At 65.1% G+C, this 22,577-nt stretch carries 26 protein-coding genes; 22 read left to right on the top strand and 4 right to left on the bottom strand.

Annotation, left to right across the window (positions count from 1 at the left end; genetic code table 11):
• The first annotated feature begins 16 nt into the window (after positions 1 to 16).
• From ACOXXX_RS17715 to ACOXXX_RS17670, 10 genes are all read left to right on the top strand, one after another.
• Positions 17 to 589 carry a DUF4255 domain-containing protein gene (locus ACOXXX_RS17715; protein WP_422827939.1) on the top strand — a complete coding sequence of 191 codons (573 nt, stop codon included), beginning with the start codon at positions 17 to 19 and terminating at the stop codon, positions 587 to 589.
• A complete protein-coding gene (locus ACOXXX_RS17710) occupies positions 586 to 1,602 on the top strand; it encodes a hypothetical protein (RefSeq protein ID WP_422827938.1) in 1,017 nt (338 codons plus the stop codon). The genes ACOXXX_RS17715 and ACOXXX_RS17710 overlap by 4 nt, the downstream gene beginning before the upstream one ends.
• Before the next feature lie 114 nt (positions 1,603 to 1,716).
• Positions 1,717 to 2,415, top strand: a complete 699-nt coding sequence (locus tag ACOXXX_RS17705; RefSeq protein WP_422827937.1) for an HAD family hydrolase — start codon at positions 1,717 to 1,719, stop codon at positions 2,413 to 2,415.
• Positions 2,396 to 3,364 (top strand): sugar-binding transcriptional regulator, encoded by a 969-nt coding sequence (locus ACOXXX_RS17700; RefSeq protein ID WP_422827936.1) that lies wholly within the window; start codon positions 2,396 to 2,398, stop codon positions 3,362 to 3,364. Before ACOXXX_RS17705 ends, ACOXXX_RS17700 begins: the two co-directional genes overlap by 20 nt.
• A 142-nt stretch (positions 3,365 to 3,506) precedes the next feature.
• Entirely contained in the window at positions 3,507 to 4,820 is a 1,314-nt protein-coding gene (locus ACOXXX_RS17695) for an ABC transporter substrate-binding protein (RefSeq protein ID WP_422827935.1), read from the top strand.
• Between the two features lie 99 nt (positions 4,821 to 4,919).
• Positions 4,920 to 5,786, top strand: coding sequence for a carbohydrate ABC transporter permease (locus ACOXXX_RS17690; protein ID WP_422827934.1), 867 nt, complete (start codon positions 4,920 to 4,922; stop codon positions 5,784 to 5,786).
• A 12-nt stretch (positions 5,787 to 5,798) separates the two neighbouring features.
• Positions 5,799 to 6,629: a carbohydrate ABC transporter permease gene (locus tag ACOXXX_RS17685; RefSeq protein WP_422827933.1), complete on the top strand. Its 831-nt coding sequence runs from the start codon at positions 5,799 to 5,801 to the stop codon at positions 6,627 to 6,629.
• Between the two features lie 11 nt (positions 6,630 to 6,640).
• Complete coding sequence (locus ACOXXX_RS17680; RefSeq protein WP_422827932.1) at positions 6,641 to 7,645, top strand: ABC transporter ATP-binding protein; 1,005 nt, start codon at positions 6,641 to 6,643, stop codon at positions 7,643 to 7,645.
• The gene (locus tag ACOXXX_RS17675; protein ID WP_422827931.1) at positions 7,642 to 8,415 is read left to right on the top strand and encodes an L-iditol 2-dehydrogenase; all 774 of its coding nucleotides are present in this window, start codon (positions 7,642 to 7,644) and stop codon (positions 8,413 to 8,415) included. Before ACOXXX_RS17680 ends, ACOXXX_RS17675 begins: the two co-directional genes overlap by 4 nt.
• Positions 8,415 to 9,866, top strand: coding sequence for a mannitol dehydrogenase family protein (locus tag ACOXXX_RS17670; RefSeq protein ID WP_422827930.1), 1,452 nt, complete (start codon positions 8,415 to 8,417; stop codon positions 9,864 to 9,866). Before ACOXXX_RS17675 ends, ACOXXX_RS17670 begins: the two co-directional genes overlap by 1 nt.
• Before the next feature lie 67 nt (positions 9,867 to 9,933).
• Here ACOXXX_RS17670 and ACOXXX_RS17665 read toward each other — a convergent pair whose 3' ends face one another.
• On the bottom strand, positions 9,934 to 10,176 hold the full coding sequence (locus tag ACOXXX_RS17665; protein ID WP_422827929.1) for an accessory factor UbiK family protein: 243 nt from the start codon (positions 10,174 to 10,176) through the stop codon (positions 9,934 to 9,936).
• A gap of 93 nt (positions 10,177 to 10,269) precedes the next feature.
• Here ACOXXX_RS17665 and lgt point away from each other — a divergent pair, with 93 nt between their 5' ends.
• The 5 genes from lgt (at position 10,270) to ACOXXX_RS17640 (ending at position 14,342) form a co-directional block, all read left to right on the top strand.
• Positions 10,270 to 11,157, top strand: a complete 888-nt coding sequence (gene lgt, locus ACOXXX_RS17660) for a prolipoprotein diacylglyceryl transferase (protein WP_422827928.1) — start codon at positions 10,270 to 10,272, stop codon at positions 11,155 to 11,157.
• Entirely contained in the window at positions 11,154 to 12,215 is a 1,062-nt protein-coding gene (locus ACOXXX_RS17655) for a class I SAM-dependent methyltransferase (RefSeq protein ID WP_422827997.1), read from the top strand. Before lgt ends, ACOXXX_RS17655 begins: the two co-directional genes overlap by 4 nt.
• Complete coding sequence (gene pgeF, locus ACOXXX_RS17650) at positions 12,212 to 12,970, top strand: peptidoglycan editing factor PgeF (RefSeq protein WP_422827927.1); 759 nt, start codon at positions 12,212 to 12,214, stop codon at positions 12,968 to 12,970. Before ACOXXX_RS17655 ends, pgeF begins: the two co-directional genes overlap by 4 nt.
• Before the next feature lie 237 nt (positions 12,971 to 13,207).
• Positions 13,208 to 13,345 (top strand): hypothetical protein, encoded by a 138-nt coding sequence (locus ACOXXX_RS17645; protein ID WP_422827926.1) that lies wholly within the window; start codon positions 13,208 to 13,210, stop codon positions 13,343 to 13,345.
• Between the two features lie 208 nt (positions 13,346 to 13,553).
• Positions 13,554 to 14,342, top strand: a complete 789-nt coding sequence (locus tag ACOXXX_RS17640) for a Hint domain-containing protein (RefSeq protein ID WP_422827925.1) — start codon at positions 13,554 to 13,556, stop codon at positions 14,340 to 14,342.
• A 21-nt stretch (positions 14,343 to 14,363) separates the two neighbouring features.
• Here ACOXXX_RS17640 and ACOXXX_RS17635 read toward each other — a convergent pair whose 3' ends face one another.
• Positions 14,364 to 14,864 carry an Lrp/AsnC family transcriptional regulator gene (locus ACOXXX_RS17635; protein ID WP_422827924.1) on the bottom strand — a complete coding sequence of 167 codons (501 nt, stop codon included), beginning with the start codon at positions 14,862 to 14,864 and terminating at the stop codon, positions 14,364 to 14,366.
• 199 nt (positions 14,865 to 15,063) lie between these two features.
• Between ACOXXX_RS17635 and trxB the strand changes: the two genes are divergently transcribed.
• The 3 genes from trxB to ACOXXX_RS17620 all read left to right on the top strand — a co-directional run bounded on the left by trxB (position 15,064) and on the right by ACOXXX_RS17620 (position 18,375).
• Positions 15,064 to 16,068, top strand: a complete 1,005-nt coding sequence (trxB, locus tag ACOXXX_RS17630) for a thioredoxin-disulfide reductase (protein ID WP_422827923.1) — start codon at positions 15,064 to 15,066, stop codon at positions 16,066 to 16,068.
• Complete coding sequence (locus tag ACOXXX_RS17625) at positions 16,065 to 16,412, top strand: ribonuclease E inhibitor RraB (protein ID WP_422827922.1); 348 nt, start codon at positions 16,065 to 16,067, stop codon at positions 16,410 to 16,412. Before trxB ends, ACOXXX_RS17625 begins: the two co-directional genes overlap by 4 nt.
• Positions 16,413 to 16,656: 244 nt before the next feature.
• Positions 16,657 to 18,375 (top strand): bifunctional sulfate adenylyltransferase/adenylylsulfate kinase, encoded by a 1,719-nt coding sequence (locus ACOXXX_RS17620; RefSeq protein WP_422827921.1) that lies wholly within the window; start codon positions 16,657 to 16,659, stop codon positions 18,373 to 18,375.
• 54 nt (positions 18,376 to 18,429) lie between these two features.
• On the opposite strand, the gene ACOXXX_RS17615 is transcribed toward ACOXXX_RS17620, so the two are convergent.
• Both ACOXXX_RS17615 and ACOXXX_RS17610 read right to left on the bottom strand, forming a co-directional pair.
• Positions 18,430 to 19,026: a pseudouridine synthase gene (locus ACOXXX_RS17615; RefSeq protein ID WP_422827920.1), complete on the bottom strand. Its 597-nt coding sequence runs from the start codon at positions 19,024 to 19,026 to the stop codon at positions 18,430 to 18,432.
• Positions 19,019 to 19,477 (bottom strand): nucleoside deaminase, encoded by a 459-nt coding sequence (locus ACOXXX_RS17610; protein ID WP_422827919.1) that lies wholly within the window; start codon positions 19,475 to 19,477, stop codon positions 19,019 to 19,021. Before ACOXXX_RS17610 ends, ACOXXX_RS17615 begins: the two co-directional genes overlap by 8 nt.
• A 63-nt stretch (positions 19,478 to 19,540) precedes the next feature.
• On the opposite strand from ACOXXX_RS17610, the gene ACOXXX_RS17605 reads away from it, so the two are divergent.
• The 4 genes from ACOXXX_RS17605 (at position 19,541) to ACOXXX_RS17590 (ending at position 22,554) form a co-directional block, all read left to right on the top strand.
• The gene (locus ACOXXX_RS17605; RefSeq protein ID WP_422827918.1) at positions 19,541 to 20,344 is read left to right on the top strand and encodes a pseudouridine synthase; all 804 of its coding nucleotides are present in this window, start codon (positions 19,541 to 19,543) and stop codon (positions 20,342 to 20,344) included.
• 101 nt (positions 20,345 to 20,445) lie between these two features.
• Positions 20,446 to 20,643, top strand: coding sequence for a hypothetical protein (locus tag ACOXXX_RS17600; protein WP_422827917.1), 198 nt, complete (start codon positions 20,446 to 20,448; stop codon positions 20,641 to 20,643).
• Positions 20,644 to 20,656: 13 nt separating this feature from the next.
• A complete protein-coding gene (locus ACOXXX_RS17595) occupies positions 20,657 to 21,493 on the top strand; it encodes a hypothetical protein (protein ID WP_422827916.1) in 837 nt (278 codons plus the stop codon).
• Positions 21,494 to 21,669: 176 nt separating this feature from the next.
• Positions 21,670 to 22,554, top strand: coding sequence for a 5-bromo-4-chloroindolyl phosphate hydrolysis family protein (locus tag ACOXXX_RS17590; RefSeq protein ID WP_422827915.1), 885 nt, complete (start codon positions 21,670 to 21,672; stop codon positions 22,552 to 22,554).
• Positions 22,555 to 22,577: the final 23 nt, after the last annotated feature.

The raw sequence follows: 22,577 nt of genomic DNA, 5'->3' as shown, positions 1-22,577 counted from the left end.
CATCGAAAGGGACCGAATGATCGACACCACCATGGAATTCCTCGTGAGGGCGCTCAACGCCTACCTGCGCCAGCGGCTGTCGGCCGAAGAGGACCTGGCCCGCCTTGCAAGCCCCGCGCCGCTGCAGGGCGGCAGCACCGAAGAGATCGAGGACAAGCTGCTGATCACGCTGGTCAACCTTGAACGCGAAGGCATCGCGCGCAATGCCAGTCAGACCACGCGCCCCCAGGGCGACGGCTATGTGCGGGTGCCGCAGCCGCTGAACATCAACCTGATCTTCATGGCCTCGGCCCGGTTTCAGGACAAATACGCCACCGGGCTCAAGGTGCTTGGCAACGTCGTCGGCTTCTTTCAGGCCAATCCGCTCTTCACCCCGCAAAGCCATCCCGAACTGCCGCCGCATCTGCAGCGGCTGTCGGTCGAATGGCGCGAGATGGACCTTCAGGCGATGCACAACCTGTGGTCCGCGATGGGCAGCAACTACATGCCGTCAGCGGTCTACAAGGCCCGCATGCTGGTGGTCGAGGATTACCTGACCGGGCCGGAGGTGACCGACATCACCGGCATCGCGACAGAGGCCGCGCAATGACCCGGCAGGTCAGCTATGCACCGCTTCTGACCGTCGATCTGAGGCACCGCTACTATACCGGCGGCACCGCGCGCAGCCTGTCGATGAGACCGACCCATGCCACGCAGCAGGTGCTGTCGGGCAACCTGTGCCGGGCCCGCGTGACGCCCGGCCGGTTCGAGCTGTGGTACGCAGATCAGGATGGCCATGCCCCGGCCCGGTCGATGCCCGCCGACACGATCCTGGGCTTTACCCTGCAAAGCGCGGCGCCCGATTTCGACATTGTGACCCAGCCCGACTGGGGCGATGGCGACCTGATCAATCACGTGCTCTATTTCAGCAACAAGGGGGAAACCGGAAGCTCGCCACTGACGCTGGCGTCTCAGGACGCGGTGCTGCTGCCGGTGCGGCCGCGCGGCTTTGCCCGTCCAAAGGATGCGCCGCCGCTGACCCTGTGGCGCTGGTTCGACGATGCCGAGGTCTGGACCGAACCCGAGGATGGCCCCAAGACCGGCCATATCAACCTGATGGACGTGTCCGAGGATGGGCGATACGTGCTGAAGGCGGGATCGGAGGTGGTGCTGGATTTCTACCTCGGCAGCCTGTCCGCCGGTCAGATCCTGGGGGCGGTCGAACTGGGCTGGACGGATGTGTCGTTTGACACGAAGGGCGACCTGCCCCGCGCCGTGACGCTGCAGTTCCTGGCCCGCACGGCGCCCTGGCTCTACATGATCTTGCCCGGCAAGGATCAATCGCTTGACGGCGCGACGATCACCGATCCCGAGGGCGTGCCCCAGTTTGGCGCGGGCGTCCGGTCCGATGATATCAGGGGGCGCGCCGGCTGGATCTTCCGCTCCGACACCGCGCGGGCGCTGGCCGAACGCTCTGCCCCCGACGGCAAGCTGGTGCTGCATCCCGCCGCCGTGGGCCTGCAGGAACCGGACCCCGTGACTCTGCCGCTCCCTGCCCCCGACGGGCTGCAGATGGATCCCGACGGCGCCGGGCTGGTCTTTGTCGTCTATGTCTCACTCTGACGGGCCGCGCGGCGCGTCCAACGCAGGCTGCCCTTGGCAAGCCGGGGCGCGACCGGATAACGTGCGGGCGCCCCGGCCTGGCCGGACCCTGAGGACAAACCGGACCGCCTGACCATGCCCGACAAGGACCTTGTGATTTTCGATTGCGATGGCGTGCTGGCCGACAGCGAGGTCATCAGCGCCGACACGATCATCAGCGAACTGGCGCGCGTCGGCATCGACCTCGATCACGACTATGTCTTTCGCCATTTCATCGGCAAGAGCTTTCCCGGCGTCGCCGCCAATATTCGCGCCTCGTTCGACGTGGCCCTGCCCGAGGATTTCGAGGAACGCTACCGCGCCGCACTTGCCGACCGGTTCGCCACGCAACTGCGCGCCACGCCGGGGCTGCACGCGATGATCGCCCGGCTGGGTTGCCGGTCCTGCGTCGCCACAAGCTCCAGCCCCCGTCGGGTGGCGGTGACGCTGCGGCTGCTGGGGCTGACCGGGCATTTCGGCCCGCATGTCTTTACCGCGTCCGAAGTGACCCACGGCAAACCCGCGCCCGATCTGTTCCTGCTCGCCGCCCGGCGGATGGGCACAGAGCCAGAGCGCTGCCTGGTGATCGAGGACAGCGCGGCCGGAATCGCCGCGGGCATCGCGGCGGGCATGCAGGTCTGGCACTACACCGGCGGCGGACATTTCCGGCATCGCGACGCCGGGTCCTTTGCCAGGCCGACGGGGGTGCGCCGCTTTGACAACTGGGCGGCATTCTATCAGATTGACGCTTCCTTGAACCTCGACAGGACACGGCATGGGCAAGACACCGGGTGACGCGACACGGCTGGACGACGCGGCGCGGGCGGGATGGCTCTATTACGTCGCGGGCAACACGCAGGATGAAATCGCCCGCAAGCTGGGGGTGTCGCGCCAGTCGGCGCAGCGGCTGGTGTCGCTGGCGGTCAGCGAACAGCTGATCAAGTTCCGGCTCGATCACCCGATCGCGCGATGCATGGACCTCGCTGCGCGGCTCAAGGACCGCTACGGGCTCAAATTCTGCGAAATCGTCCCCTCCGATCCCGAGGCGCCGTCGCTCTTGTCGGGCATCGCCGCAGCCGGCGCAGCCGAGCTTGAGCGCCATCTCAAGCGGACCGAACCGCTGATCATCGCGATGGGCACGGGCCGGGCGCTGCGGGCCTGCGTCGAACATCTGCCGATCATGAACTGCCCGCAGCATTCCATCGTCTCGCTGCTGGGCAACATGATGTCGGACGGGTCGGCCACCCCTTACAACGTCGTCATCCGGCTGGCCGACCGGGTGAAGGCGCGGCATTATCCGATGCCGCTGCCGGTCTTTGCCCGCTCGCCCGAGGAACTGTCGATCCTGCATTCGCAGGAACCGGTGCACAACACTCTGGAGTTGTGCCGTCGCGCCGATGTGACGTTCGTGGGAATCGGCCAGATGGACAGCGCGTCCTCTGCCCCCGTGGCGGTCGACGGCTTTGTCACTTCGGAAGAACTGCGCGGATTCCAGGCCGCGGGCGCGGTGGGCGAGATCACGAGCTGGGCCTATGACGCCGACGGCCGCCTGATCGGCGGCAAGATGAACGAACTCGTCGCCTCTGCCCCGCTGGTCGTGGACAGCCCCAAGCCCATCGTGGGCATCGGATCGGGCACCGCGAAGGTGCCGGCGATTCTCGGGGCGCTGCGCGGGAAACTCATCAACGCGCTGATTTCCAACGAGGTCACGGCGCTAGAGCTTCTCGATGCACAGGACCGCTGACCGAACAAGCTGTTGAAAATTATTGGCTAATAGTGTAGCAAAAAAGTCCCACAAAGACGGCGGTTGACAGGTTGCACCGCGATCTGCGAACATCCGCCCACGCTGTTAGCAAATGCCCAAAAAGGGCATAGGGAGGAAATCTATGAAGACGACTATGCGCGCCCTTATGGGCGCATCGTTGCTATGCACCACCGCCTTGACCGCGGCACACGCGCAATCCACGACCTTGACCATCGCGACCGTGAACAACGGCGACATGATCCGCATGCAGGGTCTGACCGACGATTTCACCGAGGCAAACCCCGACATCGCGCTCGAGTGGGTGACGCTCGAAGAGAACGTGCTGCGCCAGCGTGTGACGCAGGACATCGCCGCCAACGGCGGTCAGTTCGACGTGATGACCATCGGCATGTACGAGACCCCGATCTGGGCAGCCAACGACTGGCTGGTGGCGCTCGATGACATGGGCGACGACTATGACACCGACGACATCATGCCCGCCATGCGTGCAGGCCTGTCGCACGACGGCACCCTTTACGCGGCGCCGTTCTACGGCGAATCGTCGATGGTGATGTACCGCACCGACCTGATGGAAGCGGCAGGCATGGAGATGCCCGAAGCCCCCACCTGGGAATTCATCGGTGAGGCCGCTCGTGCAATGACCGACAAGGAAAACGAGATCTACGGCATCTGCCTGCGCGGCAAGGCCGGCTGGGGCGAGAACATGGCGTTCCTGACCACGGTCGCGAACTCGTTCGGCGCGCGCTGGTTCGACGAGAACTGGGTGCCGCAGGTGGATTCGCCGGAATGGGCGGAGGCCATCAACTTTTACAACGACCTGATGACCGACGCGGGCCCTCCGGGTGCCTCGACCAACGGCTTCAACGAGAACCTGAGCCTGTTCCAGCAGGGCAAGTGCGGCATGTGGATCGACGCCACGGTGGCGGCGTCCTTCGTGACCAACCCCAACGATTCGACAGTCGCGGACAAGGTCGGCTTTGCGCTGGCGCCCGACACCGGTCTTGGCAAGCGCGCCAACTGGCTCTGGGCATGGGCGCTCGCGGTTCCGGCATCGTCTGACGCACCCGAAGCGGCCAAGAAGTTCGTCGCCTGGGCAACCTCGAAGGACTATCTTGCGCTGGTCGCGGAAAACGAAGGCTGGGCCAACGTTCCCCCGGGCACGCGGACCTCGCTCTATGAGAATCCCGAGTACACGTCGGTGCCCTTCGCGGACATGACGCTGCAGTCGATCAACGCAGCCGACCCGAACAACCCGACCGTCGATCCGGTGCCTTACGTCGGCATCCAGTACGTCGCCATCCCGGAATGGGCCGGCATCGGTACGGCAGCGGGCCAGGAATTCTCGGCCATGCTGGCGGGACAGCAGTCGCCCGAGGAAGCGCTTGAAAAGGTGCAGACCCTCGTCACCGACGAAATGGAAGCCGCAGGTTACTGAGGCATCCTCCCAGACCGGAGGGCGACACCGCCCTCCGGTTTTTTTTCCGAATGACATCTGTTCCCGGCCGCCCCTCGCGGCCCATTCTGGAGACACGTCATGGCCACCCAAAGCTCCCGTTCCGCCGCACGCATCATGCTCGCACCCGCTGTCATCCTGCTTTTGGGATGGATGCTGGTTCCGCTGACCATGACGCTGTACTTTTCTTTCAAGCGCTATCTGCCCTTGCGCGGCGGCGATCAGGGCTGGGTCGGTTTCGAAAACTACGTGCGCTTCGTCACTTCTAGCGCCTTCTGGCCCAGTGTGGTGACGACGCTGGTGATCGTCGGCGGCGTTCTGGTCATCACCATCTGTTTGGGCGTTCTGCTGGCGATGCTGCTGGACCAGCCCATGTGGGGCCAGGGGATCGTGCGGATCCTGGTCATCGCCCCGTTCTTCGTCATGCCGACGGTGTCGGCGCTGGTCTGGAAGAACATGTTCATGGACCCGGTGAACGGGCTTTTCGCGCATTTATGGAAATTCTTCGGGGCAGCGCCGGTCGAATGGCTGTCGCAGGCCTCCATGACCTCGATCGTGATGATCGTGTCCTGGCAGTGGCTGCCCTTTGCGACGCTGATTCTGCTGACCGCGATCCAGTCGCTAGACGGTGAACAGCTCGAAGCTTCTGAAATGGACGGCGCGCCGTTCCTGTCGCGGTTCTTCTACATCATCCTGCCGCACCTGGGCCGCGCCATCACCATCGTGCTGCTGATCCAGACGATCTTTCTGCTGGGCATCTTCGCGGAAATCTTCGTGACTACCGGCGGATCGTTCGGCACCCGCACCCTGACTTATTTGATCTACCAGCGCGTGCTGGAAAGCCAGAACGTCGGACTGGGCAGTGCCGGGGGCATCTATGCCGTCATCCTTGCCAACATCATTGCCATCTTCCTGATGCGCATTGTCGGCAAAAACCTGGACGCATGAGGAGGAACTGATATGGCCCGTGCCGTCACGAAAAACCGCAAGATCATCAACACCGTCGTCGCCTGGACGATTGGCCTGCTGATCTTTTTCCCGATCCTCTGGACCGTGCTCACCAGTTTCAAGACCGAAGCGACCGCCATCGCCGATCCGCCGGTCTACCTGTTCTTCGACTGGACGCTTGAGAACTACTCGGCGGTGATGGAGCGGTCGAACTACGCGCTGTTCCTGTGGAACTCGATCTTCATCGCAGGCGGCTCGACAATCCTGGGCCTGCTGGTCGCGATCCCCGCGGCCTGGTCGATGGCCTTCGTGCCGTCGCGCCGGACCAAGGACATCCTGCTTTGGATGCTCTCGACCAAGATGCTGCCCGCGGTCGGCGTGCTTTATCCTATCTATCTGATCTTCATTCAGATGGGCCTGCTGGATACCAAGATCGGTCTGACCATCGTGCTAATGCTGATCAACCTGCCGATCATCGTCTGGATGCTCTACACCTACTTCCGCGAAATCCCCGGTGAGATCCTTGAAGCCGGCCGGATGGACGGGGCCAGCCTGAAAGAGGAGATCCTTTATATCCTCACCCCCATGGCCGTTCCGGGCATCGCCTCGACGCTGCTTCTGAACTTCATCCTGGCCTGGAACGAGGCGTTCTGGACACTCAACCTGACCGCCGCCAAGGCGGCACCGCTGACGGCCTTCATCGCCAGCTATTCGTCGCCCGAGGGCCTATTCTACGCCAAGCTGAGCGCGGCATCGACCATGGCCATCGCGCCGATCCTCATCATGGGCTGGTTCAGCCAGAAACAACTCGTCCGGGGCCTGACCTTCGGCGCGGTGAAATAAGGAGACGAACAATGGGACAGATTACCCTCAAGCAGGTCAGGAAAGCCTTTGGTGACGTCGAAGTCATCCCGCCGCTGGATCTGCAGATCGACGATGGTGAGTTCGTGGTGTTCGTCGGCCCGTCGGGCTGCGGCAAGTCCACCCTGCTGCGCCTGATCGCGGGGCTTGAGGATACGTCCTCGGGCGTGATCGAGATCGACGGCAAGGATGCCACCGGCCTGCCGCCCGCGAAACGCAGCCTTGCCATGGTCTTCCAGTCCTACGCGCTTTACCCGCACATGACGGTGCGCAAGAACATCGCCTTCCCGATGAAGATGGCGAAAATGCCGCAGGAAGAGCAGGACAAGCGCATCGCCTCGGCCGCCGCCGCGCTGAACCTGACCGACTATCTGGATCGACGTCCGGGTCAGCTTTCGGGCGGTCAGCGCCAGCGGGTCGCTATCGGCCGGGCCATCGTCCGCGAACCTGCAGCGTTCCTTTTCGACGAACCGCTGTCGAACCTCGACGCGGCGCTGCGGGTGGGCATGCGTCTGGAAATCTCGGAGCTGCACAAGAAACTGGCCACCACGATGATCTACGTGACCCACGACCAGGTCGAGGCCATGACCATGGCCGACAAGATCGTGGTGCTGCGCGCGGGCCATATCGAACAGGTCGGATCACCGATGGAGCTGTACCGCAACCCGCGCAACACCTTTGTCGCGGGCTTCATCGGATCGCCCAAGATGAACCTGATCACCGGCGCCGAGGCGGCCAAGCACAATGCCAAGACCATCGGCATCCGCCCCGAGCATCTGATGATCTCGCGCGAAAGCGGCACCTGGACCGGCAAGGTCGGCGTCGCAGAACACCTGGGGTCCGACACCTTCATGCATGTCCATTCGGACCTCTCGGACGAACCGCTGACCGTGCGCGCGACCGGCGAGTTCGAGATCAAGTACGGCGACACGATCCACCTGTCGCCCGACATGGACAAGCTGCACAAGTTCGACGCCCAGGGCCTGCGCATCGCATGAGGCGACTGGACGGCAAATCCGCCCTCGTGACCGGTGCCGCGCGCGGCATCGGCAAGGGGTTCGCCGCGGCCTTTTTGCGCGAAGGCGCCCGCGTGGCGATCGGGGACATCAACCTCAAGGCCGCGCAGGAGGCCGCCCGCGATATCGGCGAAGGCGCCTTTGCGGTCGAACTGGACGTGAGCCGCCAGGACAGCATCGACGCGGCGATCGCGTCGGTGGTGGATCAGGCGGGCAAGCTCGACATCCTTGTCAATAACGCCGCCCTCTTCGATGCCGCCGAAACCGTCGACATCACCCGCGCCAGCTATGACAAGCTTTACGCGGTCAACGTCGCGGGCACGCTTTTTACGATGCAGGCCGCGGCGCGCCAGATGATCGCGCAAGGGCACGGCGGCAAGATCATCAACATGGCCAGCCAGGCGGGCCGCCGCGGCGAGCCGCTGGTGCTGGTCTATTGCTCGACAAAGGCGGCGGTGATCTCTATGACGCAGTCGGCGGGGCTGAACCTGATCAAGCATGGCATCAACGTGAATGCCATCGCCCCGGGCGTTGTCGACGGCGAACACTGGGTCCATGTAGACGCGATGTTCGCCAAACTCGAAGGCAAGGCACCCGGCCAGAAAAAGGCCGAGGTCGAGGCCGGTGTTCCCGCAGGCCGCTTTGCCGTCCCCAACGACCTGACCGGCATGGCGGTCTTTCTTGCCTCGGACGAGGCCAATTATATCGTGTCGCAGACGTATAACGTCGATGGCGGCCAATGGATGAGCTGATGGCCACGAAACTTACCCTCGCGAACCTGATCAAACTGCCGCAGACGGTGGCGCAGCCGTTCTACCGGCGCGCCGACCTGTCGCCCGGGATCCTGCACATCGGGGTTGGCAACTTTCACCGGGCGCATATGGCGGTCTACCTCGACCGGCTGTTCAACCTGGGCCGCGATCACGACTGGGCCATCGTCGGTGCCGGCGTCAAAAGCTTTGACGCCCTACGCCGCGACAGCATGGCCGACCAGGACTGGCTGACCACGGTGGTGGAACTGGACCCCGAAGGCTTTTCCGCCCGGGTGACGGGCTCGATGATGGATTTCTGCCCGGTGGAACAACAGGCCACGCTGGAGCGGCTGGCCGATCCGGCGATCCGCATCGTGTCGATGACCATCACCGAAGGCGGATATTACGTGAATGCCGAAGGCGGATTCGATGCCGCGCATCCCGAGATCAAGGCCGACGCCGCCAACCCGGACGATCCCAAGACAGTCTTCGGCCTGCTGCTGGCCGGCCTGCAGCGCCGCCGCGATGCGGGCACCCCGCCCTTCACCATCCTGAGCTGCGACAACCTGCCGGAAAACGGCCATGTCGCGCGCCAGACGGTGCTGGGGCTGGCCGGGCTGATCTCGCAGGATTTGTATGACTGGGTCGCCGAAAACGTGGCCTTCCCGAATTCCATGGTCGATTGCATCACCCCAGGCACGTCGGATCGCGAACGGCAGATGGTGGCGGAAAAATTCGACATCGAGGATGCGCAACCCGTCGCCTGCGAGCCGTTCCGGCAATGGGTGATGGAGGATAACTTTCCCCTGGGCCGCCCCGCGCTCGAAGAGGTCGGGGTCGAATTCGTGGAGGATGTCGCGCCCTACGAGACCATGAAATTGCGCATCCTGAACGCCGGTCACGCGGCCATCGCCTATCCGGGCGCGCTGCTGGGCCATCACTTCGTGCATGACGCCATGGCGGACGAGGATGTGGCGGGCTTTCTGACCACGCTGATGCGGCGCGAGGTCATCCCCGTGCTGCCGCGCATTCCGGGCGTCGATTTCGACGCCTACCTGCGGATGTGCGTCAAACGCTTTGCCAACCCCGAAATCGGCGACACGATTCCGCGCCTGTGCCAAGACGGGTCGAACCGGCAGCCGAAATTCGTGCTTCCGACGATCCGCGAAGCGATTGCCGCGGGCAAAGGCACGGCCGGTCTGGCGCTCGAAGTGGCGCTCTGGTGCCGCTACTGCGCCACGGTCGAGGCGCTGGACGATCCCAATAGCGAGACCTTGCGCGCCGCGGCGAACGCCGCCGGGGACGATCCGGCGGCCTTCCTGGCGCAAAAGGCGATCTTTGGCGATCTGGCCCAGAACCCGACTTTCGCAGCCGCCTTCGCACAGAATGTCCGGGCGCTTTGGGCGACCGACGTCCGCAGCGTGCTCAAGGCCTATCTGCAGGCGCAATAACCGGGGCGGGCGCCGTTTTCTTTGAAAGAAAACGGGCCGGAAATTTTGAAATTTCCGGTGCCGGGCGTCAGCCCTTGCTTTCCAGCGCGTCGATGCGCGCCTTCAGCGCCTCGTTTTCTTCGCGGGCCTTCTGCGCCATGGCGCGGACCGCGTCGAATTCCTCGCGCGTGACGAAATCGCGGTCGGCCAGCCAGCGGTCGATCATCGACTTCATGGCGGTTTCCGCCTCGGTCTTGGCGCCCTGGGCCACGCCCATGGCGTTGGTCATCAGTTGCGAGATGTCGTCGAATACCTTGTTGCGGGTCTGCATCGTGTCACTCCGTATCATTCCCTTCGTATATGGCCCCTCGGTGCCGCAGTCTCAAGGTTGACTTCCGCTGCGGCCTGACGGCACATCTCGCGCATGCTGGCTGCCATCCCCTTTCCGCCCCTGTCGCCCGACCTGATCTCGTTTTCGGTCTTCGGGTTCACCATCGCGCTGCGCTGGTACGCGCTGGCGTATATCGTCGGGATCCTGATCGGCTGGCGGCTGGCGGTGATGGCAGTCAAACGCCCCGCGCTGTGGCGCCATGACACTCCGCCGATGCAGCCCGCGCAGGTCGAAGATCTGCTGACCTGGGTCATCCTGGGCGTGATTCTGGGCGGCAGGCTGGGCTTCGTGCTGTTCTACCAGCCGGGGTTCTACCTGGAAAACCCGAGCCAGATCCTGATGATCTGGCAGGGTGGCATGTCGTTTCACGGCGGCCTTATGGGGGTGGTGATCGCGGCGCTGGTCTATTGCTGGCGGAACGGCCTGCCGCTGGCCCCCACCGCCGACATGATGGCGCTGGCCACGCCGCCGGGGCTGTTGCTGGGGCGGATCGCCAATTTCATCAATGCAGAGCTTTGGGGCCGCCCGACCGATCTGCCCTGGGGCGTGATCTTTCCCGGTGCGGCGGCGCAGGACTGCGCCAACGTGGTGGCCGGGGCCTGCGCGCGCCATCCATCGCAGCTGTACGAGGCGCTGCTCGAAGGGTTGATCCTGGGCGCGGTGCTGCTTTGGCTGGCGTTCCGGCGGGGTGGCTTGAAACGTCCCGGCATGATCGCAGCACTTTTCTTCGCGGGCTATGGCCTTGCGCGGTTCCTGGTCGAGTTCGTGCGCCAGCCCGATGCGCAGTTCGTGAGCCCCGGCAACCCGCTGGGCCTCGCGTGGCACCTCGGCGGCTACGGGCTGACCATCGGGCAGATCCTGTCGTTGCCGATGCTGCTGGCCGGGCTGGCCGTGGTGCTTTGGCTGCGTCGCAGGGCATGACCCCGCTGGGCCAGATCATCGCGGCGCAGATCGCCCGGACCGGTCCGCTGAGCATTGCCGAATACATGGCTCTGTGCCTGCTGCACCCCGAGCACGGCTACTACACCACCCGCGATCCGCTGGGGGCGGCGGGGGATTTCGTCACAGCCCCCGAGATCAGCCAGATGTTCGGCGAAATGGTGGGGCTGTGTCTGGCGCAAAGCTGGCTCGACCAAGGCGGGCCCACCCCCTTTACACTGGCCGAGCTTGGGCCCGGCCGCGGCACGCTGATGGCCGATATACTGCGCGCGACGGCACGCGTCCCCGGCTTTCACGACGCCGCCCAGCTACACCTGGTCGAGGCGTCGCCCACGCTGCGCACAGTTCAGAAATCCGCGCTCGACCGCTGGGCGGTGCACTGGCACGACAGGGTCGACACCCTGCCCGCACGGCCGCTGTTTCTTGTCGCGAACGAATTCTTCGACGCCCTGCCGATCCGGCAGTTCATCCGCGATGACGGCGGCTGGCGCGAACGGGTCGTGGGGCTGCAGGACGATGCGCTTTGTTTCGGTCTCACCCAGCCCAGCCGCATCGCCACGCTGGAAGATCGGTTCGCCCGGACGCAGCCCGGCGACCTGGTCGAGACCTGCGGCCCGGCGCAAACCATCGCTCAGGATCTGGGCCAGCGCATCGCGGATCATGGCGGCGCGGCGCTGATCATCGACTACGGCGATGCAGACCGGACCGGAGACACGTTTCAGGCGGTGCAGGGCCACAAGAAGACCGATCCGCTGGCCGCGCCGGGCCTGGCCGACCTGACCGCGCATGTGGACTTTGCCGCCCTTGCGCGCGCCGCCCCCTGCGCCGCGACGCAGCTGGCCACGCAGGGCGTGTTTCTCGAAAGGCTGGGGATCACGCCGCGGGCGCAGGCGCTTGCCGCGCGGCTGACCGGCGACGCGCTCAACACCCATGTCGCCGCACATCGCCGGTTGACCCACCCGTCGGAAATGGGAACGCTGTTCAAGGTACTTGGATTCGTCGCTGAGGGCGCTGCGCCACCGCCCGGACTGGAACTATGACGCTGGACATCATTACCTCCGACACGCTGGCCCCGATCCGCCACGGGTTCTTTTCCCGCCGGGGCGGCGCGTCTTCGGGGGTATTTGCCGGGCTCAACTGCGGCACCGGCAGCACCGATCAGACGGAGATCGTGCAGATCAACCGCGCCCGCGTCGCCGCCGCGATGCAGGTCCCGCCCGAGCATCTGACCGGCGTGCACCAGGTGCATTCGTCGGATGTGGTGACCGTCACCGCGCCGCTGAACGGCGACCGGCCCCGCGCCGATGCGCTGGTCACCTCGACCCCCGGGATCGCGCTGTCGGTCCTGACCGCCGATTGCCAGCCGGTGCTGTTCGCCGACGCGGGCGCGCAGGTGATCGGGGCTGCCCATGCCGGCTGGCGCGGCGCGCTCGACGGGGTGCTGGACGCCACGGTGGACGCGATGGTCGCCCTGGGAGCAAGCCGCGAAAACATCCGCGCGGTGATCGGCCCGTCGATCAGCCAGCGCGCCTATGAAGTCGGCCCCGAGTTCTTCGAGGCCTTCCTGGACGAGGACCCCGGCAATGGCCGCTTCTTTGCCGGGGGCGACGGCGACCGCATGCAGTTCGACCTGCCGGCCTTTGGGCTGCACCGTCTGCGCAGCGCCGGGATCGGCGGCGCCGAATGGACGCGGCACTGCACCTATTCCGACCCGGACCGGTTCTATTCCTACCGCCGGGCCACGCACGAGAAAGAAGCCGACTACGGCCGCCTGATCTCGGTCATTCGGCTCTGACGGGGCGGATCCTGCCGCATTTCCGTCACGATCGGCGCAACAATCTCGCCTGAACACCGCGATTGTTCCCGCGCGGGCCTTTCAAACAAGGGCCTGACGCGCCGCGGACCTGTCAGGGCAATTTTTTCCGGTTCCCCGACAATCCCCTATTTCCGTCCAAAATCCGCCCCATCCGTAAACGATCTTGAAAGCATCAGACGCCGATACTCCGCCGGCGATGGACAAAGGACCACACCGATGAAGACCCGTTTTCTCCGCTCCGTAGTCAAGACCTCTCAAAACACCGACGTGATCATGCCCTGGGCCCGTGGCGCCCGCCGGGCGGCCTTTGTGGCCAAGCGGAAGGCCCCGCAGCCGGTGCGCCGCAGCGCCTGAGCCGAATCGCCAATTGTGGCGAAACGGTTCACGCCGACACGACAGTTTCCCTCGACTTGCCGGATTGTGCCCCTTCCCCAGGCCAATCCGGCCTTTCTTTTGACAATCAGGCGGATTTTCGCCGAATGTCTCCTCATAAACAGTAACAGTCCTTCTGTCGTTGTTGGTGGGGGCCAGCACGGATGTGACCAACCTTAGGGGTGATCACATGGCCAGCCTTCGCTTCAGCGCCTCGGGCGCAACCAAAGCGCCTTTGCTTCCCGTTCGCTATGACACGCCGACATCCGGGCAGGACCCGGCCCGGCGCAGCGTGTCGGTCATGCGCAAGTACGAGGTGTCTGCGCTGCTGCCGGATCTGTCGATCACGCAGAAATCACATGTCGCCCCCGCCACACCGCTGTTCGAGGAAACCGCCGGGGCTTTTGCCCGCGGCACGCTGATCCAGACCGTCCGCGGTGCCGTGGCGATCGAGGATTTGCTGCCCGGCGATTTCATCGAAACAGCGCGCGGCCCGGCGCCGGTGATGTGGATCGGATCGACCACCTACGTGCCTGGAGTGGCGGATGACGGATCCGGTCTGACCCGGCTCACCCGGGTGACGGCGGATGGCTTTGGCCTGGGCCGGCCGATGACCGATCTGCTGCTGGGCCCGGCGGCGCGGATGACATTGCGGCGGGAACGGCTGCGCAGCATCCTGGGCCAGGATGCGGTGCTGGCGCCGGTGCGCGAATACGAGGATGGCGACCGCATCTTTTCCGTCGAACCGGGCGGGTCGGTGCAGCTCTATCACCTGATGCTGCAGCAACACGCGGTCATCCGCGTCGGCGGGATCGAGATGGACACCTACCACCCCGGCAAGGCGCTTGTCCCGACGTTGGGGCACAACCTGCGCGCGCTTTACCTGTCGATGTTCCCCAACATCGAACATCCCAGCGATTTCGGAGAACTGTCGCTGCCCCGCACCAACCGCGAGGTGATCGACAGCCTGTCGCGCTGAACCTTTCAGACCCGGGCGGCGTCAGGCCATGCGGCTCAGCCGTTCCTCGAGCACGTCGAACGGCACGCCGGGTTCGTCCTTTGCGCCGCGGATGACGAGGCTGGTCTTTACGCTGCCCACGTTGGGCGCGGTCAGCAGCTGCGAGGTCAGGAAGGACTGGAACGTGCTCAGGTCCGGGGCCACGCATTTCAGTATGAAATCGACCTCGCCGTTCAGCATGTGACACTCGCGCACCAGCGACCAGCCGCGGCAGCGTTCCTCGAATGCGCTCAGGTCCGCCTCGGCCTGGCTTTGCAGGCCGACCATGGCAAAGACCTGCACCTCGAATCCCAGCTCGCGCGGATCGACCTCGGCATGGTAGCCGCGGATGAACCCCTGCTCTTCCAGGGTACGCACCCGGCGCAGGCAGGGCGGCGCGGAAATGCCCACCCGCTTGGCCAGTTCGACATTGGTCATCCGTCCGTCGGCCTGAAGCTCGGACAGAATCTTGCGGTCAATCGGATCAAGCCTGTGTGTCGGCACGCGGATCACCCCCCCCTGAATTGCCGGTTCTTATACCATGGTCGCTGTTGTGCGCAATAATGTTTCGCAACGGCGCAACATTATTAGCAGATCGATCAAAGCGCCAGCCCTGACGCACGCCCGCGTGTTGGGGGTTTGCGCGCACCCCCCGCATGGCTATATGACAGGCCCAACCATTGCCACCGCATGCGAGGCCAAGATGACCGAAACGCGCCACACAAAGGTTCTCATCATCGGATCGGGGCCTGCGGGCTATACCGCCGGGGTTTACGCCAGCCGTGCCATGCTGGAGCCGATCCTGGTGCAGGGGATTGAACCCGGCGGCCAGCTGACCACCACCACCGAGGTCGAGAACTGGCCCGGCGACACCGAGGTTCAGGGCCCTGATCTGATGATCCGGATGGAAGCGCATGCTCGCGCCATGGGCTGCGAGATCATCGGCGACATCATCACCTCGCTCGATATGCAAAGTCGGCCCTTCAAAGCCCAGTCCGACAGCGGCACGGTCTACACCGCCGACGCGGTCATTCTGGCCACCGGCGCGCGGGCAAAATGGCTGGGCCTGCCCAGTGAAGAGGCGTTCAAGGGCTTCGGCGTTTCGGCCTGTGCGACCTGTGACGGGTTCTTTTATCGCGGGCAGGAAATCGTCGTCGTGGGCGGCGGCAACACCGCTGTCGAAGAGGCGCTGTTCCTGACCAACTTCGCCTCCAAGGTCACGCTGATCCACCGCCGCGACGAACTGCGCTCGGAAAAGATCCTGCAGGACCGGCTGTTCAAGAACCCCAAGATCGAGCCGCTGTGGTTTCACGAACTCGACGAGGTGGTGGGCACCGACATGCCCAAAGGCGTCGAAGGCGTGCGTGCCCGCAACGTCAAAACCGGCGAGATCACCGAGATCCCCTGCAAGGGCGTGTTCATCGCCATCGGCCACGCGCCCGCCAACGAACTGGTCAAGGACACGCTGGAAACCCACATGGGCGGCTATGTCGTGACCAAGCCCGACAGCACGGCAACCTCGATCCCCGGCATCTTTGCCGCGGGCGATCTGACCGATCACAAGTACCGCCAGGCGGTGACGAGTGCCGGAATGGGCTGCATGGCCGCGCTCGAGGCTGAACGCTGGCTGGCCGAACAGGACCTCGACAGCGGCAAGGACACGACCGAGCCGTTGGGTTACGGCGCGCCCGTGGACGCGGCAGAGTGACCGGCGCCCACGATTTCGCCGCCCAGAAGGCCGAGACCTACGCCACTTTCGCGCGCATCCGCGACGAGGCGGGCACCCTGCCAGATACCGCCCGGATCGATTATGCCTTTCTGCCCGGCGACACCCCCGATTGGGACGCCGTGCTGGCGGCGCTGGCCGAACAGGGCTTTGACTGCGCCCGGGTCGAGCCCGGCCCCGACGATGGGCCGGATGGCCCCTGGCTCGAGGCGTCGCTGACCGATCAGCCGCTTTCGGCCAGCGCCGTCTGGCTGGGCGAGGAGATGGCGACCCGCACCGCCCTGCCCTTCGGCTTTCGCCCCGACGGCTGGGGCTTTCTGATCTGAGGCCCTGTTTCCCCGGGTCAAGACAGTCCCGGGGCGCTTCAGCGGCAGGACGCTTGGCCCGACGCCAGCCATGCCCCCGGCAGGCGATCCGCGCTATGCACCGCGTGCAAAGCGGCATTTCGGCATCAAACCGCGGCCCAACCTGAATTTTGCTTGAAAGCGCAACAAAACAGCGTCTAAACGCACGCCAGACGCGGCTGCGCCAGACCCTGCGCAACCCCATTCAAAGCGAGAGTGTATTACGATGTCCATGTCCGCCAACCTGGCCCCGATCCCCGAACTCTATGTGTCCTACGAAAGTGCACAAAAGCTGAAGGTCGAGGCGGCGGAGCTGACCTCGCACGATCTGACTCCGCGCCAGATCTGCGATCTGGAGCTTTTGATGAACGGCGGTTTCAATCCGCTCAAGGGGTTTCTGTCGGAAGAGGATTACAACGGCGTCGTCGAAAACATGCGGCTCGCCGACGGCACGCTCTGGCCGATGCCGATCACGCTCGACGTCAGCGAAAAGTTCGCCGAGACCATCGAGGAAGGCCAGGACATCGCGCTGCGCGATCAGGAAGGCGTGATCCTCGCCACCATGACCGTGACCGACAAATGGGTGCCCAACAAGGCGCGCGAGGCCGAAAAGGTGTTCGGTGCCGATGACGACGCGCATCCGGCGGTGAACTACCTGCACAACACCGCCGGCAAGGTCTACCTTGGCGGCCCGGTCACCGGCATCCAGACGCCGGTGCATTACGATTTCCGCGCCCGTCGCGACACGCCGAACGAACTGCGCGCCTATTTTCGCAAGCTGGGCTGGCGCAAGGTCGTGGCCTTCCAGACCCGCAACCCGCTGCACCGCGCGCACCAGGAACTGACCTTCCGCGCCGCCAAGGAAGCGCAAGCCAACCTGCTGATCCACCCGGTCGTCGGCATGACCAAGCCGGGCGATGTCGATCACTTCACCCGCGTGCGCTGCTACGAGGCAGTACTGGACAAATACCCGGGCTCCACCACCACGATGTCCCTGCTCAACCTTGCGATGCGTATGGCGGGCCCGCGCGAGGCGGTGTGGCACGGGCTCATCCGCGCCAACCACGGCTGCACCCATTTCATCGTCGGTCGCGACCACGCAGGGCCCGGCAAGAACTCTGCCGGCGAGGATTTTTACGGCCCCTACGACGCGCAGGATCTTTTCCGCGAATACCAGACGGAAATCGGCTGCGAAATGGTCGACTTCAAGCACATGGTCTATGTGCAGGAACGCGCGCAGTACGAACCCAATGACGAGATCGAGGACAAGGACAACGTCACGATCCTCAACATCTCGGGCACCGAACTGCGCCGCCGTCTGCGCGAAGGCCTGGAAATCCCCGAATGGTTCTCATTCCCCGAGGTGGTGACGGAGTTGCGCCGCACCTCGCCGCCCCGGTCCGAACAGGGCTTTACCGTGTTCTTCACCGGCTTTTCCGGCTCCGGCAAGTCGACCATCGCCAACGCGCTGATGGTCAAGCTGATGGAGATGGGCGGCCGCCCGGTCACGCTGCTTGACGGCGACATCGTCCGCAAGAACCTGAGCTCGGAACTGGGTTTCAGCAAGGAACACCGCGACCTCAACATCCGCCGCATCGGCTATGTGGCGTCCGAGATCACCAAGAACGGCGGCATTGCGATCTGCGCGCCGATCGCGCCCTATGCCGCCACCCGCCGCGCGGTGCGCGAAGATATCGAAAGCTTCGGCGCCTTCATCGAGGTGCATGTCGCGACCAGCATCGAGGAATGCGAACGCCGCGACCGCAAGGGCCTTTACAAGCTGGCGCGCGAAGGCAAGATCAAGGAGTTCACCGGCATTTCCGATCCCTACGATGTGCCTGAAAACCCCGAACTGCGGGTCGAAACCGAAGGCACCGATGTGGACAACTGCGCGCATCAGGTGATCCTGAAGCTTGAATCGATGGGCCTGATCGCCGGTCAGTAAGCCTTTGAAGACCTGAAGGAAACGGCCCCGGGGTGCGCAATCCCGGGGCCGTTTTCATGTCTGCGAGGGCATTGCGGCCTCGACCCAGGCGCCCGGCGCGATGCCGTCCAGGGACCAGTCGCCGACCGACCAGCGCACCAGCCGCAGGCAGGGCAACCCCACATGTGCCGTCATCCGTCGGACCTGGCGGTTGCGGCCTTCGCTGATGGTGATCCGCAGCCAGTGGTCCGGCACGGATTTGCGGAACCGCACCGGCGGATCGCGCGGCCACAGATCGGGCTGGTCGATGACCTCGGCCTGCGCGGGCCGGGTCGGGCCGTCCTTGAGCGTCACGCCTGCGCGCAGGGCATAGAGCTTTTCTTCGGACGCCGCGCCCTCGACCTGCACCAGATAGGTCTTGGGCCGCTTGAACTTCGGGTCGCTGATCCGCGCCTGCAACCGCCCGTCGTCGGTCAGCACCAAAAGCCCTTCGCTGTCGCGGTCAAGCCGCCCGGCCGGATAAACACCCGGCAGATCAATATGGTCCGACAGCGTCGCGCGCGTCGATCCGGCCGTGCCCCTGTCGGTGAACTGCGACAGCACGCCGTAGGGCTTGTTGAAAAGGATCACCCGCCCCTGCCCCCGCGGGGCTTGAGCCCGCGCCTTACGCATCGCCGCCCCGCCGCGCGGCAAAGAAGGCGCGCAACAGCGCCTCGGCCTCGGCCCCGGCGATGCCGTCATAGACCTCGGGCCGATGGTGGCATTGCGGATGAGAAAACACGCGCGCACCCTGCGCCACGCCCCCCGATTTCGGATCGGACGCGCCATAATAAAGCCGCCGGATGCGGGCAAAGGAAATCGCCGCCGCGCACATCGGGCAGGGTTCGAGCGTGACGTAGAGATCGTGATCCACCAGCCGTTCCGACCCCAGCGCCGCGCATGCCGCGCGGATCGCCAGCACCTCGGCATGGGCGGTGGGGTCGCGATGCTCCAGCGTCCGGTTGCCTGCGGAGGCCACAACGCCTTGCGGCCCGACCACGACCGCCCCCACCGGCACCTCGCCCCTGGCGGCGGCGGCACGCGCCTGGGCCAGCGCGGCGTCCATATGTGTGGCAAAGGTCATGGCTGTCTTCCTAGCGGCCCTTGCGCCCTTCCCCAAGGGGCCAAATTCGGTTAGCGCAGGATCATGAGCACCCAAACCCCTCCGGGCGACCGTATCGCCAAGGTCCTGGCCCGCGCCGGTGTCGCGTCGCGCCGCGAAGCCGAACGCATGATCGAAGCGGGCCGAGTCAGCGTCAACGGCAAGGTCATCACTCGCGCCGCGCTGAATGTCACCGGCGCGGACAAGATCACCGTCGACGGCAAACCGCTGGGCGCGCCCGATGCGCCCCGACTCTGGCTTTATCACAAGCCCACGGGCCTCGTGACGACGACGAAGGACGAACAGGGCCGCGCCACGATCTACGACGACCTGCCCGAGGACCTGCCGCGGGTGATGTCGGTCGGGCGGCTCGACCTCAATTCCGAAGGCTTGTTGCTGCTGACCAATGACGGCGGCATCAAGCGCAAGCTGGAACTGCCGTCGACCGGGTGGCTGCGAAAATACCGCGTGCGCGTCAACGGGCGGCCCAGCGATGCGACGGTTGAACCGCTGCGCCGGGGCCTGACGGTGGACGGGCAGAGTTTTCAGCCGATGATCGTGTCCATCGACCGCCAGCAAGGCGCCAATGCCTGGCTGACCATCGGCATCCGCGAAGGCAAGAACCGCGAGATTCGCCGCGCGATGGAGGATGTGGGCCTCAGCGTAAATCGGCTGATCCGTACGTCCTACGGGCCGTTCCAGTTGGGCCAGCTGAAACCGGGCGCCGTTGAAGAGGTCCGCCGCAAGGTGGTGCGCGATCAGCTGGGCCTGGACGGGCCGAAGCCCGACAAGCCGGTGCCGCAGCGCCGCCGCAAGCCGCCACGGCGCGGCGCACCGGACGACACATGACGCGGGGCCTGCCATAAACCGCTGTTAACCCTGTCTTAAAGTCCGCCGTTTTTCCCCGTCCACGCCGTCTTTTTGCCCCGATTTGTCAGCACAACCGGGGCATGATGTATTCCCTGCTCGCTCTTGCCGTCATCCTCGGCTCTGTCTTTCTGGTGCTCGCCAACCTGCGGCTGGTGGCGCATGACACCTTTCAGGTGCTGCGCGACACCGCGCGCAATGCCAGCCGGTCGGGCCAGTTGCTGCCCAACATGGCGTTCGCCGCGCTGTGGCTGCTGATCTTCGCGCTCTGCCAGGTCTAGGGAGGCTCGCAAGATGCCCATGCCCACAACCCGCAAAGTCCGACGTCCGCACGACGCCGAACCGCAGGGGTCGGCCATCGGGCTCTTGTTCCTGGCGGGCTGCCCGTTGTTCCTGCTGGTCTTTCACGGCTCGCCCGCGGGCATCCTCGCCGCGGCGACGCTGCTGGCGCTTCTGGGTGGCGCGCTGTCGCTGATCCGCAAGGGCCAACTGGTCCAGCAGGCCTATGACGCGGCCGAGGTCGCCTATCGCCCGCGCATTCCCTACAAGATCTTGGGCTCTGCCCTGATCGGGCTTCTGGCGGCGATCCTGGCCCTGTCGCAGTTCGACACCCTGTTGATGCCGCTGGGTCTGGGCGTGCTGGCGATGCTGTTGTCGATCGCGGCCTTCGGCGCCGATCCGCGCCGCGACAAGGGCACCGACAACCCAGAGGTGGTGCTGCGCAAGCTGGCCGCGGACCAGATCGCCGCGACCGAGCGTGCGCTGGAACGCATCGTACAGGACATCGACACGCTGGACGATGCCGAACTGACCAGCCGCACCGATGCGGTACGGGTGGCCGTCGCGCGGCTTTTGCGGGCGCTGTCGAGCAATCCGGCAGAGCTGCGCAGCCTGCGCAAGCCGTTGGTCAAGTTCCTGCAGATGCTGCAATCCGAGGTCGACCAACTGAGCGAGCACTGGGCCGACGAACGCCGGGCGCGGGCGCGCAAGCGGTATCTGTCCCGGCTGTCGGCCATCGCCCGCGCGTTCGAGGCGCGGGCGCGCAAACAGCGCGACCTCATAGCCGGGGATGCCTTCGAATTCGAGACCGATCTGCTGCTCGACCGGATGCCGCACGAAACCGCCGCGTGACGCATCGCGCGCGCAGTTCCCCCTAGCACACCCGCCGTGATTGCCTTAAGTTCCGGGTAAACCGCGACAATTCGGGGGGTTCGATGTCCGGCACCGGACTGCAGAAAATTGCCTATGTCCTTCTGATCGTGCTCCTTTTCGGGGTCAGCTCAGGTATGTTGGGGGGGCTTTAGGCGATGGCGCAGCGCTATGGCGGCAAGTACAGCCCCGACGACACCCCCGGCACCGAACCGGCCGAACGGCCCGCCTTTCAGGGCGCGCGCGTCGACCCGGTGGGGGCGCGCAGCAATGTGCTGTTTTTCCCGCCGATCATCCTGGCCGCCACCTCTTTGACCGCGGGCGCGACCGGGCTTGCGGTCGGTCTTCTGGGGGCGGGCAGCCTGCTTTTAGGGGCCTGGCTGCTGCGCGACGGCCTGCGGGCCGAGGCGGAATACAACACCCGCAAGGTCGCCCGCCGTCCGGCGCTGCCGCGCAAGATGCTGGCCGCCGTGCTGGCCGCCATCGGCGCAGGCCTTGCGGCGTGGAAATCCGAACCGGGGCTCGTCGCTCCGCTGATCTTTGCCGGGGCCACGGGTACGCTGCACATCGGCGCCTTCGGCATTGACCCGCTTAAAAACAAGGGCATGGAAGGCATCGACACCTTTCAGCAGGACCGGGTCGCCGCCGTGGTGAACGAAGCCGAGAAATACCTGACCGGCATGTCCGACGCGGTCAAGCGCGCGGGCGACCGGCAGGTCGAGGCGCGCGTGGAACGGTTCCAGATCAAGGCCCGCGACCTGATCCGCACGGTCGAGGAAGACCCGCGCGACCTGACCGCCGCGCGCAAGTTTCTGGGCGTCTACCTGATGGGCGCGCGCGACGCGGCGGTGAAATTCGCCGATGTCTATTCCCGAACCCGCGACGCCAAGGCGCGCAGCGATTTCATGATGCTTCTCACCGATCTTGAAGAAAGCTTTGGCCAGAAGACCCGCAAGCTGCTGCTCGACAACAACTCTGACCTCACGGTCGAAATAGACGTGCTGCGCGACCGGTTGCAGCGCGAAGGTGTGCGCCCGAGATAGGCGCGTCATAGAGAAACGAGGAA

Origin of the sequence: Thalassococcus sp. BH17M4-6 (assembly GCF_049323015.1) — a bacterium.
Lineage (GTDB): Bacteria > Pseudomonadota > Alphaproteobacteria > Rhodobacterales > Rhodobacteraceae > Puniceibacterium.
The sequence above is the reverse complement of the archived record's forward strand: the minus strand, read 5'-3'. Positions and strand labels throughout refer to the sequence as shown.